Raw genomic sequence first — 16,264 nt, 5'->3', positions numbered from 1 at the left:
ATCCCGAAAATGGCGCCGACATGGCCATGATGCCACGACTTGAATCGCGTGGCACCGGGTTGAATCTGGAGGCACTGAAGGCAGAATAGGCGCATGGCTGTGGAACTCGAGGAACTGCTGGTGACCGACGCCGCCGCGTGGCGGACGTGGCTGGAATCCCACCACAGCGACAGCCCGGGGGTCTGGCTCGTCCTGCACAAGAAGGGCGGCAACGTCACCGAACTCGACTACGACGCCGCTTTGGACGAGGCGCTCTGCTTCGGCTGGATCGACGGCCAGGTCAAGAAGCGCGACGGCGACAGCTACCTCCAGCGCATGACCCGCCGGGGTGCCAAGAGCCCTTGGTCGGCACGGAACGTTGGGCACGTGGCACGCCTTGAGGCGGAAGGGAAGATGACAGCCCCGGGCAATGCCGCCGTCGACGCCGCCAAAGCGGATGGCCGCTGGGAGGCCGCCTATTCGGGACAGGCGACGGCGGAGGTCCCGGCGGATCTGGCCGTCGCCATTGCCGCCGTGCCCGAGGCGCAGGCCATGTTCGATGTGCTGACCTCGGTGAACCGCTATGCGCTGATCTACCGCACCAACTCGGTCAAGCAGGCCTCCACCCGGGAGCGGAAGATCGCCGGATTTGTCGAGATGCTGGCCCGCGGCGAGACGCCGTATCCGCAGAAGAAGCGCCCGCCCGCACAGGCCTGAGCAGCAGGGAAAGGGCCGTCCGGGCTAAAATTGGTGCCAACTCCCAACATGAACGGCGAACATGCAGCGGTATTCCCTACGCACGCTGAGCCCACGCGGGCGGTGGATTGCGGCGGCAGTGGTCCTGGCTCTGGTGCTCGCCATGGCTGCGGTTATCAGCCTCGCCGGGCGTTCGGGCGACGGCGGAACGCAGGGCGGTGCCGGACCCGAAGCCCCGAAGTCATTCAGCCGGCCGGAGGGCGCCTCGCAGTTCCGGCCCTCCTACCACCTCACTCCCGCCAAGGAGTGGATGAACGATCCGCAGCGGCCATTCCTGCTGGACGGGGTTTGGCACTACTACTATCTCTACAACGCGGACCACCCCGAGGGGAACGGCACCGAATGGTTCCACGTCACCAGCACCGACCTGGTGCACTGGAAGGACGAGGGTGTCGCCATCGAGAAGTTCAAGAACGGACTCGGGGACATCGAGACCGGCAGCGCCGTGGTGGACCAGGACAACACGGCGGGCTTCGGTAAGGGTGCCGTCGTCGCCGTCATGACCCAGCAGGACAAAGGCGTGCAGCGGCAGTCCCTGTTTTACTCCACGGACAAGGGCCATACCTTCAAGGCCGCCGACGGCAATCCGGTCATGGAGAACCCCGGTGCCCAGCACTGGCGCGATCCCAAAATCATCCGTGACGAGGCGCGTGGACGCTGGGTCATGGCGTTGGCCGAAGGGGAAAAGATCGGTCTCTACACCTCCCGGGACCTCAAGGACTGGCGCTACGTGTCCGGCTTCGAGCGGAAGGGCCTGGGGATCCTCGAGTGCCCGGACCTCTTCCAGATGGATGTCGACGGCGACCCCGCCAAGCGCACCTGGGTCCTGGCCGCCAGCGCGAACGGCACCGCGGAAGGCCGGACCACCGGGGTGGCCTACTGGACCGGGACTTTTGACGGAACCACGTTCACCCCTGCGGAGGACAAACACCAGTGGCTCGACGCCGGATCCGACTTCTATGCCGCCGTCACCTGGGACGATCCCCGGCTCCCGCAAAATGAACGGATGGCGTCCCGCCGCGCCATTGGCTGGATGAACAACTGGACGTATGCCCGGCAGTTGCCCACCACCGACTGGCAGGGCGGCGCCGACTCCATCGTGCGGGACATCCGGCTGAAGACCGTGCAGGGCCGGCCTACGCTGGTCTCCACCCCCACCGCGGCCCTGTCCGCGCTGGACGGCGAAGCCAAGACGGCCGGCAGCCGGGCGCTCACCCCGGAGGGTGCCGGTGACCTTCCCGCGCCCGCAGGCGGCGCCTACCGGCTGGATGTGACCCTTGAACATGCAGCGGCCGACGACGGCAGGGAGGCCTTGCTGAAACTTGGCAGCGGCGGCGCGGACTACGCCACGGTGGGCTACGACTTCGAGGCGGGCACGGCGTGGGTGAGCCGGGCGGCGGTGGTGCCGGGCGCTGAGGCACTGGGACCGCTATTTACTGAGCGGAGGAGCGCCCAGAGCCCGCCCCGCAACGGAAACCAGCAGGTTAGGGGCAACGTGGACCTGACCATCTTCGTGGACTACTCCTCGGTGGAGGTCTTCGTGAACGGCGGGGAGCAGACCCTGACGTCGGTAGTGCTGCCGCGGTCCGGGCAGCCGGCAGTCAGCGCCGCCACCTCCGGCGGAAAACTTACGCTGAAGTCGTTCAAGTACACGCCACTGGCCACCGCGCTGACGGCTCGCTAGACGCGCCGCCCGGAAAGAATTAGGCGCAGCGGCGGCGCAAGACCGAGCGGCACGCCCGGCCGAGCCGCTGCGGAACGTTAGTCGGACTCGAGCGGGAAGGCCACGGCTTCGCCCACCACGCGCAGGCACAGTTCGGTACCGGGCTGGGCGATGGACGCGTTCCAGTGCCGGATGGTGATCACCTCACCGCCGCCGGGATAACGGTGGTCAGGCATGGCGCCCGCCAGCTTGGGCGGCACGGCGAGCTTGAGTCGCACGGTGGTTTCGGGGCCGAAGTAGTCGGTATCCACCACCACGCCGCGGATGGGTCCGTCCTCGGCGATCCGGATCTGCTCCGGACGCAGCATAAGCTGGACGCGGCCCTGTGCGGGCGGGCGCCGGACAGGGATGCCGCCCAGTGAGCAGGTGGCGAGTGAGCCCTCCATCCACGCGTCAAGGATCACGGCGTCGCCTAGGAATTCGGCCGTGGCACGGTCCGCCGGCCGCGTGTAGACCACGAACGGGTTGCCGATCTGTGCCAGCTTGCCGCCCCGCATGACGGCCACCTGGTCGGCGAAGGACAGCGCCTCGGCCTGGTCGTGGGTGACCAGGATGGTGGTCACGCCGGCCTCGTTGAGGACCTTCGCCACCGCCCGACGGGTGGCCACCCGGAGTCCGGCGTCGAGCGCGGAGAACGGTTCGTCCAGCAGCATGAGCTCGGGTTCCCGGGCCAGTGCCCGGGCCAGGGCGACGCGCTGCTGCTGCCCGCCGGAGAGCTGGTGCGGCCGGCGCTTGGCCATGGCCGTGTCCAGCGACACCATTTCGAGGAGTTCGTTGACCCGTGCGTTAACCGCGCGCCGGCCGCCGTCGAGCTTTGCGGCACTGAGCCCGAACGCGATGTTCTGCCCCACGGTCAGGTGCGGGAATAGGGCGCCGTCCTGGGCCACGTAGCCGACGTGGCGCTTGTGCGCCGGCTTCCACACGCCGTCGCCCGCCACCGGGGTGCCGTTCAGCGAGATGCTGCCGGTGCCCGGGTGTTCAAAGCCGGCGATCAGCCGGAGCAGGGTGGTCTTGCCTGAACCCGAGGGGCCCACGATCGCGGTGGTGCCGCCCTTGGCGACGGACAGGTTCACGCCCTTGAGGACGGCCTGCGAGCCGAAGTTCTTGGTGACAGAGTCGATCTCCAGGTGGCTGTTGGTGCTTGGCGCCACGGACCGTGAGATCCGCGGTTCCGGAAGCCTGGACGGGGATTGTTCGGTCACTGTCCCGCTACTTTCTTGGACTGCTGGAAGAGCAAATAGGTCATGGGCGCCGAGATCACGATCATGAGCAGGGCGTACGGCGCGGCGCCGGCGTAGTCGATTTCGCTGCTCTTGCTCCAGAACTCGGTAGCCAGGGTCCGGGTCCCGTTGGGGGAGAGCAGCAGCGTGGCGGTCAGCTCGTTGGCGATGCCGAGGAAGACGAGCGCCGCCCCGCCGGCCGCAGCGGGGGCGGTGAGCCGGAGCGTCACGCGGATGAAGGACAGCAGGGGAGGCGTTCCCAGGGCCTGGGCCGCCTCATCCAGTTCCTTGGGTGCCTGGGCCAGGCCGGCACGGATGTTGACCAGCGCGCGCGGCAGGAACAGGAGGATGTAGGCGGCCACCAGGACGCCGGCTGTCTGGTAGACGTTCGGGACCAGCCGGATGCTGACGGTGACGAAGGCCAGGGCCACCACGATGCCCGGCATGGAGCTGGTGACGTAGTTGGAGAGTTCGAGGGCCTTGCTGAACCAGCTGGCATGCCGGACGGCCAGGTACGCCATGGGGAAGGCGACAACGGTGGTGGCTCCGGCGCCGGCCAGCCCGTACAGCAGGGTCTGCCACAGCGCAGGAACGAATTCGTCGGCCGCCCAGATGTCGGCGCCGCCGGCAATGATCCAGCGCAGCACGAACAGCAGCGGCAGCCCGAAGGCAAGCAGGGTCAGGCCGAGCAGGGCCAGCTGGGCCGGCACCTGGTAGGCGTGCAGCGGCAGGCGCAGGGCCTTGGCCTGCGCACCGGAGCCCACGCGGGCGTACCGGGCGGTGCCGCGGCTGCGCACCTCGACCAGGAGCAGGAGGAGGCAGAAGAACACCAACACGCTGGCCAGCATGGTGCCTGCGGCGCCGTTGAACGTGGACTGGTACTGCACCATGATGGCCGTGGTGAACGTGTCGAAGCGGATCATCGCGAAGGCGCCATACTCGGCCAGCAGGTGCAGAGCCACCAGCAGCGCGCCGCCAGTCATCGCGATCCGGAGCTGCGGCAGGACCACACGGAAAAACGCCCGCCAGGCCCCCAGCCCGAGGGACGCAGCCGATTGCTCCACGGCGGGATCCAGCCGGCTCAGCGTCGCGGCGGCGGGAATGTAGACCAGCGGGAAGTAGGAGAGCGTGGCGATGAGCACGCCGGAAAACAGGCCGTGCAGGGACGGCACGGCGGAAACCCACGCGTAGCTGTTGACGAAGGCCGGGATGGCCAGCGGCGCCGCGAGCAGCACGGCCCACACCTTCTGCCCGCGCAGCGTGGTGCGTTCCACGAGCCAGGCGCCGCCCACGCCCAGGACGAGGCAGAGCGGCACCGTGAACACGATCAGGAGCACGGTGTTGAGCAGCAGCTCGCCGACGCGCGGGCGAACGATCAGTTCAAGGGCGGTGTCCCATCCCGTGGCCGCGGTCATCACCGCGACGTAGCCGAGGGGGACGAGGGCGAACAGGGCGATCAGCACCGCCATGACGCCTACCGCGGAAACGCCGAAAGGCGGGCGGGGGCGCTTGCCCCGGCCCGCCGTCGTCGTGCTTCCGGATGTCTCCGGCGCCGATACTTGCGTGGTCACAGAATTAGAGCAGTCCTGCCTTGGTCATCAGTTCCGTGACCTTCTCGGAGTTCAGCTTGGCGGGGTCCACGGTGGGAGCCTGAAGTTCCTTGATGGGAACCAGCTTCTCGTTGGCGGGGACGCCCGAAGCGATGGCGTATTCGAAGGACGTGCCCTTCTGCAGGACTTCCTGGCCCTTCTTGCCGGTGATGAACTTCAGGAAGGCCTGGGCGTTCTCGGCATTCTTCGAGGACTTCAGCACACCGCCGCCGGAGACGGACAGGAATGCGCCCGGGTCCTGGTTCTTGAAGTAGTACGGCGTGACGTTCTTGGAGTTCTCGCCCGTCTTTGCCTGGTCGCCGTAGTAGTAGTAGTGGTAGATCAGCGCGGCATCAACCTCGCCGGCGTTCACTGCCTTCATGGCGGTGCTGTTGCCTTTGTAGGCGGTGAAGTTTTCCTTCATGCCCTTCAGCCACGCCTCGGCAGCGGCCGCACCTTTGAGCTCAACGAGGGCGGAGACGATGGCCTGGAAGTCGGCGCCGCTCGGGGAGGCTGCCCACTTGCCCTTCCACTCCGGCTTGGCCAGGTCCAGCATGGACTTCGGCAGCTTGTCCTCGGAGATCTTGTTCTTGTCGTAGACCAGGACGGTGGAGCGGGCGGCAATGCCGGTCCACTTGTTGGTGCTGGGGCGGAACTCCGCCGGGACCTGGGCCACCGTGTCCTTGTTGACGTCGGCGAACAGGCCGGCGTTTTCCACCTGCGCCATTGCGGGGGAGTTCTCGGTAAGGAAGACGTCCGCCGGTGAGGCTGCGCCTTCCTGGACGATCTGGTTGGACATCTCGGTGTCATCACCCTGGCGGAGCGTCACCTTGATGCCGGTTTCCGCGGTGAAAGCGTCCACCCATTCCTTGGTGAGGCTTTCATGCTGGGCGTTGTAGACAGTGATCTCGCCCTTGGAGGCGTCAGCCGAGGACGAGGCAGCGGGGGAGGTGCTGGAGCCGCAGGCCGAGAGGCCCAGGGCTGCGGTGGCGGCGATCGCGATGCCGGCCAGCGCGTTAATGCGGATCTTCATCGGGGTGCTTCTTTCTGCAAAAGTCTCGTGGGCCAGGCCCGCCGTGAGCTGGGGAAGTTAGGTGAAGCTCACTCGAAAAACTGTAGGTTAGCCAAACCTAAGCACCAAGCGACAAAGGCCTTAAGTGATGAGGATCACATCAATTACGACACTGTTGCGTGTCCTAATTGGCACCCGACTCGGAGCCCGCTGTTGCCGGCGCCGCCGTTACTGATGCCGCTGCCTCCAATGCCATCCAGGCCTGAAGCTGGGTGGAAAGTTCGACGGCGGCGCCCGGCGGATATGTGTCGCTCGCCGGCCGCCGGGGTTCCGAGGAGAACACCGGATCGCCGCCCAGCCCGTGCCGGGCCAGCGGTTCGCCTGCCGCGATCAGCCGGCGGTTAGCCCAGAGGGCCCCGGCCGTGCCGGTCACCAGCCCGGCGGCGGTGGCCCGGACGTCCTGCGGCAGCCGTTGGTCGTTGGCGGCCAGTGCCAGGTAGCGGGTGAGGATGCCGGTGAACAGTCCGCCGTCACCGGTGCCGTCGCAGCGCAGAATCAGGCTGGGTGCGGGGCTGGCGTCGGCGCCTGTGCTGTTGCCGGCCTTCCTGCCGCCGGCCTCTGGCAGGGTGAGGTGCGCCGCCACTGCGCGCACCACGGTCGATGCGCGTTCCAGGTTGGCGGTGCCGCCGAGCTCCAGCAGGGCACCCAGGACGGGCCCCTGGTTGTAGGTGTAGATGGCCTCCTCCAGCACGGTCTCCCCGGTGCTGCGGATCCGGATGCCGTCGAGGTAGAGCCCGCGGGTGGGGTCGAACAGCCGCGCGTCCAGCCAGTCGAGCAGGGCCTGCGCCTTGGCGGTGTTGCCCGTGCGGGCATAGTAGAGCGCCACCGGTGCCGTGGCCGGGGTGTTCTTGAAGTCCCGCTTGGTGCTCCAGAACGTGCCGCCGCCCAGGTCGTCGGTGGATGCCGAGTCGAACTGCAGCGTCAGGCTCTTGCGGATCCTCTCCTGCCGCCGGGTGCTGGGCCGGCGGCTCTCCTCGGCCAGCCGCTCCAGCCGGAGTGTGGAGAGGGCCAGCCAGGCCATGTCGTCGTAGTAATGGTTGACGAACGTCAGGAAATTCCGCAGCCGGATGCCGGTGACCAGCCGTGAAGCGAGCTGGCCAGCACTGGGGCGGGTGCCGCCGTCGAACTTTTCCGGCGGCCGCCCAGCCCTCCCGAGTTCGCGAAAACCCGCGTCCACAAGGCAATCCAGATAATGCGCCTGCCACCAGTAGTGCCACGGGCGGCGGAGGTTCTCGATGCGGCCGGAGGGGCGGGCGGTGGCTGCGATGTGCGTCCCGGGCAGGAAGAACAGCCGCTGGCCGAACAGGTGCGTTACCGACCGTGCGGCCTCGTCGGCCCGCTCTGCCCAGGCCGTTGCGGGGGCGGGGCTGCCATCTGGCGTGGCGTCAGCATCTGGCTGGATCATTCGGCCAGCCTAGCGAACCGCCAGCCCGGCAACCGGCAGCGTGGCGAACAGTCAGCCTAAAGCGGCCCGGGCGGGATGCATCCGCCCGCCGTTTCAGTTAACATTCACTAACTAACGTTCGCGGCCGGGATCCGGATCCGCGTCGACCGGTTCCGCATCAAGGAGGATGTATGGAGATCGAGGGTTCCGTCGCGCTCATCACGGGCGGTGCATCCGGTCTGGGCGCCGCCACGGCCCGACGGCTGTTCGACGCCGGCGCCTCTGTGGTTCTCGCCGACCTCGGCACCTCGGCCGGTGCCGCGTACGCCGACGAGCTGAATGCGGCCGGCCCGCAGAACCTTTCGGGCACCGCTTCAGGCCGCGAGGTGGCAGCCCCCAAAGCGGTTTTCGTTCCCGCGGACGTGACCAACGAGGATCAGGTGCAGGCCGCTGTGGACGCCGCCGTCGGGATGGGACCGCTGCGGATCGTGGTGAACTGCGCCGGCATCGCCACGCCGGGCAAGGTCCTGGGGCGCGACGGCGTGCTGCCGCTGGAGACCTTCCGCCGCGTCATCCAGATCAACCTGGTGGGGACCTTCAACGTGGTCCGGCTGGCCGCCGCTGCCATTGCCGCCACTGAGCCTGCTGTCACCGAGCTCGGCGGAGAGGAACGCGGCGTTATTATCAACACCGCCTCGGTAGCCGCGTTCGACGGGCAGATCGGCCAGCCTGCCTATGCTGCATCCAAGGGCGGTGTGGCCGCCATGACCTTGCCTCTGGCCCGCGAACTGGCCCGGTCCCTGATCCGCGTGGTGACCATCGCGCCCGGGATTTTTGAGACCCCGATGATGGCCGGGCTGCCGCCGGAGGCGCAGGAGTCCCTGGGCCGGCAGGTCCCGCACCCGTCCCGCCTGGGCCGGCCCGCCGAGTATGCAAACCTCGCCGCGCACATCGTGGAGAACGCCATGCTCAACGGGGAAACCATCCGCCTCGACGGCGCCATCCGGATGGGCCCGAAGTGACCGGCACCAAACCGGGCGGGGCCACCCAGGTGATATCCGCCGTCGACACCCTGCCCACCGCCGACTTTTTCGGCTACGAGTCCCTGCTGAGCGCCTCCGAACAGCGCAAGCTGGGCGAACTGCGGGAGTTCCTGGCCGCGGAGATCGCGCCGTTCGCCGGGGACTGGTGGAACAAGGCTGAATTTCCGGCGCACATCCTGCCCAAGCTGGCCGCCCTGCAGCTGAGCACGCCCGCCCAGCGCGGCTACAGTCACCTGTTTGCGGGGCTGGTGATCGCGGAGATGACGCGCGTGGACACGTCGATCGCCACGTTTTTCATGGTCCACCACGACCTCTTCGTCGAGTCGCTCTACCGGTTCGGCTCCGAGGACCAGCGCAACCGGTACCTCGGCGACGCCTCGAACCTCAGGACCACGGGTGCGTTTGCCCTGACCGAACCGGACCACGGCTCCGACGTCGCCGGCGGCATGGAGACGCGGGCACGCCGGATATCGGGCCGTACTGGAGATCCCGACGGCGGCGGGGACTGCTGGGTGCTGAACGGCGCCAAGCGGTGGATCGGCAACGGCACGTTCTGCGACTACATGCTGGTGTGGGCGCGGGACGAGGCCGACGGCGCGGTCCGCGGCTTCATCGTGGACGCGGCCCTGCCCGGGGTGGGCCGCAGCCGGATCGAGAATAAGATCGCGCTGCGGACCGTGCAGAACGCCGACATCGTTTTCGACAACGTGCGGGTTGCCGAGGCCGACCGCTTTTCCGGAATCGGCAGCTTCGAGGACACCAACGAACTGCTCCGCGGCTCGCGCATCATGGTCGGGTGGCAGGCCGTGGGGCAGCAGCTGGCGGCGTTCGACGTCGCCCGGCAGTACGCCGTCGAACGCCAGCAGTTTGGCCGGCCGCTGGCGAAGTTCCAGCTCATCCAGCAGCAGCTGGTGTCCATGCTGGGCAACGCCGTCGCGAGCATGGGGATGATGGCCCGGGTCGCGCAGCTGCAGGAGCAGGGCGTTGGCATGGCGCAGGTGGCGCTGGCCAAGTCGTACACATCGGCGAGGATGCGCGAAACTGTGGCGATGGGCCGCTCCATCCTGGGCGGCAACGGCATCGTCACGGACTACCGGATGGCCAAGATTTTCGCCGACGCCGAGGCCATCTACACCTACGAGGGCTCGTACGAGATCAACACGCTGATCGTGGGCCGCGAAGTCACCGGTGTGTCCGCGATCGTCTGACGCATCTCGCGCAGCGTTCGGAGCGCGAACGAACACTTGAGGCCCTGCGGTGCGGGGCCTTAAGTGTTCGTTCGCGCTTGTGGCTGGGCTGAGGGGACGCCGGCTCAAGAGGCGGGCTGCTTCTCCCCGGCTTCGATCCGCGCGTCCAGGCTGTTGTTCCGGACCGGCATCGGGCACGTGCCGTAGGGCGTGAAGGCGCTGGGGTAGTTGATGGCGCGGTTGAAGTCCAAAACCACGGAGCCGTCCGGCCGCGGGCGAGCGGTGGACACCTTCCGCCATTCGTCGGTCGTGTCGCCGTTCGTCTCGTCATGGAACGTGACTGTCAGGGCGCCAAGCTTCTCCTCCTCGGCATGTAGCCGGTACTCGTGGTCCTTGCCGGGCAGCCGGAACACCAGTTCGCCAACGCTGCGGTGCACCCCGTCCACCAGCGGATTGGCCGTGGAAATGGGCACGTCCACCGGCTCCGGGTAGGCCTCGAACCTGGCCTCCACCGCAAGATCGGGCCGGTAATCAAAGGTGGGCACGCCGTCGAACTCGGTGAACACCGGCGACGCGGAATCCCGGGTGCGGATCGCGTACCTGTCCGCACGCATCGCCAGTTCCACCACAACCTGCCGGCCGTCCGCGCCGCCGAACTGCACCCACATGAGCGACTCCTCATTGGCGAGCTGCGCACTGACCGTCCCGTCCACCGGCTCCCCGGTCTCCACGAGCGTCAGCCCGTCGGACGCCGCGGCGGTGAGCGTCGCCGTCGTGCCGTCCGCTGACCACAGTCCGGGGACGAGGTCGACGGCGCCCGGCTGGCTTTCCAGCCACTGGAACGATGTGAGCGTGAGCCAGCCGTGTTCGGCCGCGAGTGCTGTGTTGCGGCCTTTGCGGAAGCGGAGCCAGCGCTCCAGCTGGGCGTCTGCTGCGGTGCTCATGTGTCCTCCAACGTGTATGCCAACCTGGCCAGCTTAGGGGTCAACCCCCGGCCGCGGCAGGCGTAGCCTTGGGGTATGGCCCTGGACGCTGTTTTGACGGTGCTGGTGTGCGTTGCCATCGTGTCGGCGCTGACCTTCGCGGGGATGGCTGTGCAGAAGCGGGGCGTCGATCCGAAAGGTGCCGCGGGAACCCTGGGCAGCGCCCTGGCAGGGTTCGATCCCGCCACCGGCACCCCGACGCATTCGGAGGCGTTGGCGGCGCGGGAGGAACAGAAACGAAAGCGGCATGAAGCGCCCAGCGCGGGTCTCGGACCGGAGGCCGACGGTCCGTATTCGGGCCGGATCCGGCTGCCCGCCGCCCCTCTACAGCCACCGGCCGCTCCGGTTCAAGGGCCCGACAACATCTGAGACATATTCCCGGGCTCCGGCCGGCTGCGGGTAACATCCCATAGGAACAGTAACCGGGCTCACAGTATCCAGCGCAGTGTACGAGCCAAAGTCGAACACTCGAAAGATAGTTTCCATGGCTGACACTGCAATGAATTCAGAAACAGATCTCGCCGCCGAACTCCGCGCCGACGTACGCCGGGTCTCCACCCTGCTGGGCGAATCGCTGGTCCGCCAGCACGGCCCCGAACTCCTCGACCTGGTAGAGCAGGTGCGCCTGCTCACCAAGGAATCCAAGGAGGCCGCCCGGGGCGGCGCGGAGGCCACCGGCCCCTGGAGCGCGCACGACGTCGTTGCCCAGGTCCGCGAGCTGCTCGCCTCCCTGCCGCTCGAGCAGGCGACCGATTTGGTCCGGGCCTTCGCCTTCTACTTCCACCTCGCCAACGCCGCCGAACAGGTCCACCGGGTCCGCGGGCTGCGCACCCGGCAGGAGAAGGACGGCTGGCTGGCCAAGGCCGTCGAGGACATCGCGGGGCAAGCCGGCCCGGCGGTGCTGCAGGAAGTCGTCAACGAGCTGGATGTGCGCCCGATCTTCACCGCGCACCCCACCGAGGCATCCCGCCGCTCCGTGCTGGACAAGATCCGCAAGCTCTCGGACGTGCTGGCCCAGCCCACCGAGGAGGGCACCAGCGCCCGGCGCCGGCAGGACCGGCAGCTGTCCGAGATGATCGACCAGATGTGGCAGACGGACGAACTGCGCCAGGTGCGGCCCACTCCCGTGGACGAGGCCCGCAACGCCATCTACTACCTCGACAGCATCCTGACGGACGCGCTGCCGGAGATGCTGACGGATTTCTCGGAACTGCTCGGCGAGCACGGCGTCACACTGCCGGCCCAGAACGCCCCGATCCGGTTCGGCTCCTGGATCGGCGGTGACCGCGACGGCAACCCCAACGTCACGGCCGCCGTCACGCACGAGATTCTGCAGCTGCAGAACCAGCATGCCGTCCGGATCAGCATTGCCATGATCGACGAACTCATCTCCGTCCTGTCCAACTCCACCGCCCTCGCCGGCGCCGACCAGGCGCTCCTCGATTCGATCGATGCCGACCTCGCGAAGCTCCCCGGCCTGGACCGCCGCATCCTGGAACTCAATGCCCAGGAGCCCTACCGGCTGAAGCTGACCTGCATGAAGGCCAAGCTCATCAACACCGGCAAGCGGGTGGCCGCGGGGTCCAAGCACCAGCCGGGACGTGACTACACCTCCACCGAGGAGCTCATCGCCGAACTCGAGCTGCTGGAACTGTCCCTGCGCAACCACTCGGCGTCCCTTGCCGCGGACGGGGCGCTGGCACGTGTCCGCCGGGCCATCGCCTCCTTCGGCCTCCACCTGGCCACCCTCGACATCCGCGAGCACGCCGACCACCACCACGACGCCGTCGGTCAGCTCATGGACCGCCTCGGCGGTCCCGGCATCCGCTATGCAGAACTGACCCGCGGCGAGCGCCTCGAGGTCCTGAGCGCCGAGCTCGCCTCCCGCCGTCCGCTTTCCGGCCACCCGATCAAGCTCGACGGCGCCGCTGACGGCACGTACGACGTTTTCCGTGAGATCCGCCGTGCCCTGCGCACGTACGGGCCGGACGTCATCGAGACCTACATCATCTCCATGACCCGGGGCGCTGACGACGTCCTGGCTGCTGCCGTCCTGGCGCGCGAGGCCGGCCTGGTCAGCATCTTCGGTGATGCCCCGTACGCCAAGATCGGCTTCGCGCCGCTGCTGGAGACCGTCGACGAGCTGCGTGCCTCGGCGGAGATCGTGGACCAGCTGCTGTCCGACCCGTCCTACCGCGAGCTGGTCCGGCTTCGCGGGGACGTCCAGGAAGTCATGCTCGGCTACTCGGACTCCAACAAGGAATCCGGCGTGATGACCAGCCAGTGGGAAATCCACAAGACCCAGAGGAAGCTGCGCGACATCGCCTCGAAGCACGGCGTCCGCGTGCGACTGTTCCACGGGCGCGGTGGTTCCGTGGGCCGCGGCGGCGGACCCACTTACGACGCCATCCTGGCGCAGCCGAACGGTGTCCTCGAAGGCGAAATCAAGTTCACCGAACAGGGCGAGGTCATCTCGGACAAGTACTCCCTGCCGGAACTTGCCAGGGAAAACCTGGAGCTGTCCCTCGCTGCCGTGCTGCAGGGCTCTGCGCTGCACCGCACGCCGCGTACCTCGGACGACCAGCGCGAGCGGTTCGGGCATGTCATGGAGACCATCTCCGACGCCGCGTTCGCCCGCTACCGCAGCCTCATCGACCACCCGGACCTGCCGGCGTACTTCCTGGCCTCGACGCCGGTGGAGCAGCTCGGTTCGCTGAACATCGGTTCCCGCCCGTCCAAGCGACCGGATTCCGGTGCCGGGCTGGGCGGCCTGCGTGCCATCCCATGGGTCTTCGGCTGGACCCAGTCCCGGCAGATCGTGCCGGGCTGGTTCGGCGTCGGCTCCGGGCTGAAAGCGGCACGGGAAGCCGGGAACTCCGCCCAGCTCGTCGAGATGATGCACGGCTGGCACTTCTTCCGCTCCGTCCTGTCGAACGTGGAGATGACCCTCGCCAAGACGGACATGGAGATCGCCGGATATTACGTGGACACACTGGTCCCGGTGGAACTGCACCATCTTTTCCGCGCCATCCGCGAAGAGTACGAGCTCACCGTCTCAGAGATCCAGAACCTCACCGGCGAGAACCTGCTGCTGGACGCCCAGCCCACGCTCAAGCGGTCCCTGGAAATCCGTGACCAGTACCTCGACCCGATCAGCTACCTCCAGGTGGAACTGCTCCGCCGCGTGCGCGCAGAAGGTGCCAGCATTAGCGCCGGCGAGATCGACGAGCGACTGCAGCGGGCCATGCTCATCACCGTCAACGGCGTGGCAGCAGGTCTCCGCAACACCGGGTAACCCACACCGCCCCAGACGCTTCCTCACTTTTCGTCGGTCCCTTCCGGACGCTTCCTCACTTTTCGTCGGTTCCTTCCAGACGCTTCCTCACCCGTTGCGGGAGGGTTTGGAAGGAACCGACGGGATCTGCGGGAGGGTTTGGCTTGAGGCGACAGGAGCTGAGGAAGGGTTGATGGAATTGTTGCGAAAAGTGAGGAAGCGTCAGGTGCCGTAGTGCACCACGATGGTCCGGCGGGGCGTGCTGCTGGGGAAGCCGTCGCCGTCGTCGGAATAGGCCATAGTGCTCACGCGCACACCGTAGAGGGCCGAGAGTTCGGCGTCGGTCAGGAGCTCCGCAGCGTGGCCGGTCCGCACCCCCGAGCGGCCCAGCAGGACCACCCGGTCGGCCAGGTGCAGGGCGTGGTCGGGATGGTGGGTGCTCAGGAGCAGGGCCATGCCGTCGGCCATCAGTTCGCGCAGCAGCGTCAGGACGCGTGCCTGGTTCTTGAGGTCGAGACCGGTGGCGGGCTCGTCCAGCACCAGGATGGGCGAGCCTGCGGCGATCGCCCGGGCGATCAGTATGAGCTGCTGCTCGCCCCCGCTGAGGGTGGGGAAACGCCGGTCCCGCAGCCCCGCCGCGCCCACCCGCTCCATCGCGTCCAGAGCTGCGTCATGGTCGCATGGCCCGGGCGTCCGGAACACGCCAACGTGCCGTACCCGCCCCATGAGGACCATGTCCAGCGCCCGGTAGGCAAAGGCGCTGCCGTGGGCCTGCGGGACGTAGCCGGCGCTCTCACTCTGCCGGACCACTCCCTCCTGCGGGTCCAGCAGCCCGGCGGCACAGCGCACCAGCGTGGTCTTGCCGCTGCCGTTGGGACCCAACACGGCGGTGGCGGTCCCCGGCGGCACGCGGAAGCTGACGCCGCGGAACACCCAGTCCCGGGGCGAGTAGCCGAAGCCCACTCCGTCGAGTTCAAGCACTGTCCCAGACCTTCTCCCGGTTACGGCGCAGGAGCAGGAAGAACACGGGCGCGCCGATCAGGGCCGTGAGGACGCCGAGCGGGATCTCCCCGGCGGTGGCGGTGCGGGCGATGGTGTCCACCAGAGCGATGTAGGCGCCGCCGAGCAGGAAGGACACGGGCAGGAGGACACGGTGGTCCGGTCCCACCCACATCCGGGCAAGGTGCGGGATCACGAGACCCACCCAGCTGACGGCGCCGCTGACCGCCACTGCGCCGGCCACGATCAAGGCAACCGCCACGAGCACCACCCAGCGGAGCGGGCGCGGGCGCACGCCCAGGGCGGCCGCGTCCTCGTCGCCGAGGGACAGCACGTTGATCCGCCAGCGCAGGGCCACGAGGACGGCGGCCCCGCCAAGGACAGGGATCAGGGCCACCGCCACTTTGGCGAAGGTTGCCGTGGATACGCTGCCCAGCAGCCAGAAGACGATGGCGGGCAGCGTGGTGTTGGGGTCCGCGATGTAGGTCACCAGGGCCACCAAGGCTGAAAAGAAGGACCCGGTGACCACGCCGCCGAGCACGATCATGAGCATCGGCGTCCCGGCGCGGCCCGAGGTGATCAGGAACAGGGTCCCGAGTGCCAGCAGCCCGCACACGAAGGAGCCGCCCACCAGGAGGATCGGACCCAGTCCGAGCAGCAGCGCCAGGGCTCCGCCGAAGGATGCGCCGGCAGACACGCCGATGATCTCGGGGCTGACCAGGGGATTGCGGAAAATGGCCTGCAGCGCTGCGCCGCCAATCGCCAGGCCGCCGCCCACCAGCAAAGCGAGCAGGACCCGGGGCAGCCGGACCAGCAGCACCACGTTCTGTTCGGTGCCGCTGGCTTGAACCGGGACCGGCACGAGCTGTGCCGTCAGGATCTGGACCACGTGGTCCAGCGGCACGCTGTACCGCCCCATCGCGAGTGCCAGCACCGCCACTGCGAAAAGGAAGCAGGCAGTGAGGGCAATGGGAACGACGACGGCGGGTTCCCGCCGTCGTTCTCCCGCCTCTCGTTTCCCAAGCGTGTGTTCCCGTGCCTGCGGTTTTACAGCG

General features: G+C 68.0%; 13 protein-coding genes. 6 read left to right on the top strand and 7 right to left on the bottom strand.

Annotated features, from left to right (window positions below; all coding sequences use genetic code 11):
* The first annotated feature begins 93 nt into the window (after positions 1-93).
* Together CXZ05_RS11535 and CXZ05_RS11530 are read left to right on the top strand one after the other, a co-directional pair.
* Positions 94-696 (top strand): YdeI family protein, encoded by a 603-nt coding sequence (locus CXZ05_RS11535; RefSeq protein ID WP_102972736.1) that lies wholly within the window; start codon positions 94-96, stop codon positions 694-696.
* Positions 697-757: 61 nt separating this feature from the next.
* Positions 758-2,419 (top strand): glycoside hydrolase family 32 protein, encoded by a 1,662-nt coding sequence (locus tag CXZ05_RS11530; protein WP_102972735.1) that lies wholly within the window; start codon positions 758-760, stop codon positions 2,417-2,419.
* A gap of 77 nt (positions 2,420-2,496) precedes the next feature.
* Here the strand turns inward: CXZ05_RS11530 and CXZ05_RS11525 are convergent, their stop codons facing one another.
* The 4 genes from CXZ05_RS11525 to CXZ05_RS11510 form a co-directional block, all read right to left on the bottom strand.
* Positions 2,497-3,660 (bottom strand): ABC transporter ATP-binding protein, encoded by a 1,164-nt coding sequence (locus CXZ05_RS11525; protein ID WP_180987368.1) that lies wholly within the window; start codon positions 3,658-3,660, stop codon positions 2,497-2,499.
* Positions 3,657-5,249: an iron ABC transporter permease gene (locus CXZ05_RS11520; protein ID WP_102972734.1), complete on the bottom strand. Its 1,593-nt coding sequence runs from the start codon at positions 5,247-5,249 to the stop codon at positions 3,657-3,659. The genes CXZ05_RS11525 and CXZ05_RS11520 overlap by 4 nt, the downstream gene beginning before the upstream one ends.
* A gap of 4 nt (positions 5,250-5,253) precedes the next feature.
* Positions 5,254-6,300 (bottom strand): iron ABC transporter substrate-binding protein, encoded by a 1,047-nt coding sequence (locus CXZ05_RS11515; protein ID WP_102972733.1) that lies wholly within the window; start codon positions 6,298-6,300, stop codon positions 5,254-5,256.
* Positions 6,301-6,463: 163 nt separating this feature from the next.
* Entirely contained in the window at positions 6,464-7,744 is a 1,281-nt protein-coding gene (locus CXZ05_RS11510; protein WP_102972732.1) for a glycoside hydrolase family 76 protein, read from the bottom strand.
* A gap of 170 nt (positions 7,745-7,914) precedes the next feature.
* Here CXZ05_RS11510 and CXZ05_RS11505 point away from each other — a divergent pair, with 170 nt between their 5' ends.
* Both CXZ05_RS11505 and CXZ05_RS11500 read left to right on the top strand, forming a co-directional pair.
* Entirely contained in the window at positions 7,915-8,745 is an 831-nt protein-coding gene (locus tag CXZ05_RS11505) for an SDR family NAD(P)-dependent oxidoreductase (RefSeq protein ID WP_102972731.1), read from the top strand.
* Entirely contained in the window at positions 8,742-9,974 is a 1,233-nt protein-coding gene (locus tag CXZ05_RS11500) for an acyl-CoA dehydrogenase family protein (protein ID WP_374754651.1), read from the top strand. Before CXZ05_RS11505 ends, CXZ05_RS11500 begins: the two co-directional genes overlap by 4 nt.
* A gap of 104 nt (positions 9,975-10,078) precedes the next feature.
* Here the strand turns inward: CXZ05_RS11500 and CXZ05_RS11495 are convergent, their stop codons facing one another.
* Entirely contained in the window at positions 10,079-10,897 is an 819-nt protein-coding gene (locus CXZ05_RS11495; protein ID WP_102972730.1) for a DUF1684 domain-containing protein, read from the bottom strand.
* A 75-nt stretch (positions 10,898-10,972) separates the two neighbouring features.
* Here CXZ05_RS11495 and CXZ05_RS11490 point away from each other — a divergent pair, with 75 nt between their 5' ends.
* Positions 10,973-11,305, top strand: a complete 333-nt coding sequence (locus tag CXZ05_RS11490; RefSeq protein WP_102972729.1) for a hypothetical protein — start codon at positions 10,973-10,975, stop codon at positions 11,303-11,305.
* A 115-nt stretch (positions 11,306-11,420) separates the two neighbouring features.
* A complete protein-coding gene (gene ppc / locus CXZ05_RS11485; RefSeq protein ID WP_102972728.1) occupies positions 11,421-14,231 on the top strand; it encodes a phosphoenolpyruvate carboxylase in 2,811 nt (936 codons plus the stop codon).
* A gap of 201 nt (positions 14,232-14,432) precedes the next feature.
* Here the strand turns inward: ppc and CXZ05_RS11480 are convergent, their stop codons facing one another.
* Complete coding sequence (locus CXZ05_RS11480; protein WP_102972727.1) at positions 14,433-15,191, bottom strand: ABC transporter ATP-binding protein; 759 nt, start codon at positions 15,189-15,191, stop codon at positions 14,433-14,435.
* The gene (locus CXZ05_RS11475) at positions 15,184-16,149 is read right to left on the bottom strand and encodes an iron ABC transporter permease (protein ID WP_102972726.1); all 966 of its coding nucleotides are present in this window, start codon (positions 16,147-16,149) and stop codon (positions 15,184-15,186) included. Before CXZ05_RS11475 ends, CXZ05_RS11480 begins: the two co-directional genes overlap by 8 nt.
* Positions 16,150-16,264: the final 115 nt, after the last annotated feature.

The organism is Arthrobacter sp. AFG20, assembly GCF_002892795.1.
Taxonomy (GTDB): domain Bacteria; phylum Actinomycetota; class Actinomycetes; order Actinomycetales; family Micrococcaceae; genus Arthrobacter.
This window is presented reverse-complemented; position numbering and strand designations above follow the sequence as displayed.

Bases quoted from the DNA above. Each gene is read 5' to 3' on its own strand.
- CXZ05_RS11505 (WP_102972731.1), top strand. From the start codon at position 7,915: ATGGAGATCGAGGGTTCCGTCGCGCTCATCACGGGCGGTGCATCCGGT.
- CXZ05_RS11495 (WP_102972730.1), bottom strand. From the start codon at position 10,897: ATGAGCACCGCAGCAGACGCCCAGCTGGAGCGCTGGCTCCGCTTCCGC.
- CXZ05_RS11530 (WP_102972735.1), top strand. From the start codon at position 758: ATGCAGCGGTATTCCCTACGCACGCTGAGCCCACGCGGGCGGTGGATT.
- CXZ05_RS11510 (WP_102972732.1), bottom strand. From the start codon at position 7,744: ATGATCCAGCCAGATGCTGACGCCACGCCAGATGGCAGCCCCGCCCCC.
- CXZ05_RS11535 (WP_102972736.1), top strand. From the start codon at position 94: ATGGCTGTGGAACTCGAGGAACTGCTGGTGACCGACGCCGCCGCGTGG.
- CXZ05_RS11490 (WP_102972729.1), top strand. From the start codon at position 10,973: ATGGCCCTGGACGCTGTTTTGACGGTGCTGGTGTGCGTTGCCATCGTG.
- ppc (WP_102972728.1), top strand. From the start codon at position 11,421: ATGGCTGACACTGCAATGAATTCAGAAACAGATCTCGCCGCCGAACTC.
- CXZ05_RS11515 (WP_102972733.1), bottom strand. From the start codon at position 6,300: ATGAAGATCCGCATTAACGCGCTGGCCGGCATCGCGATCGCCGCCACC.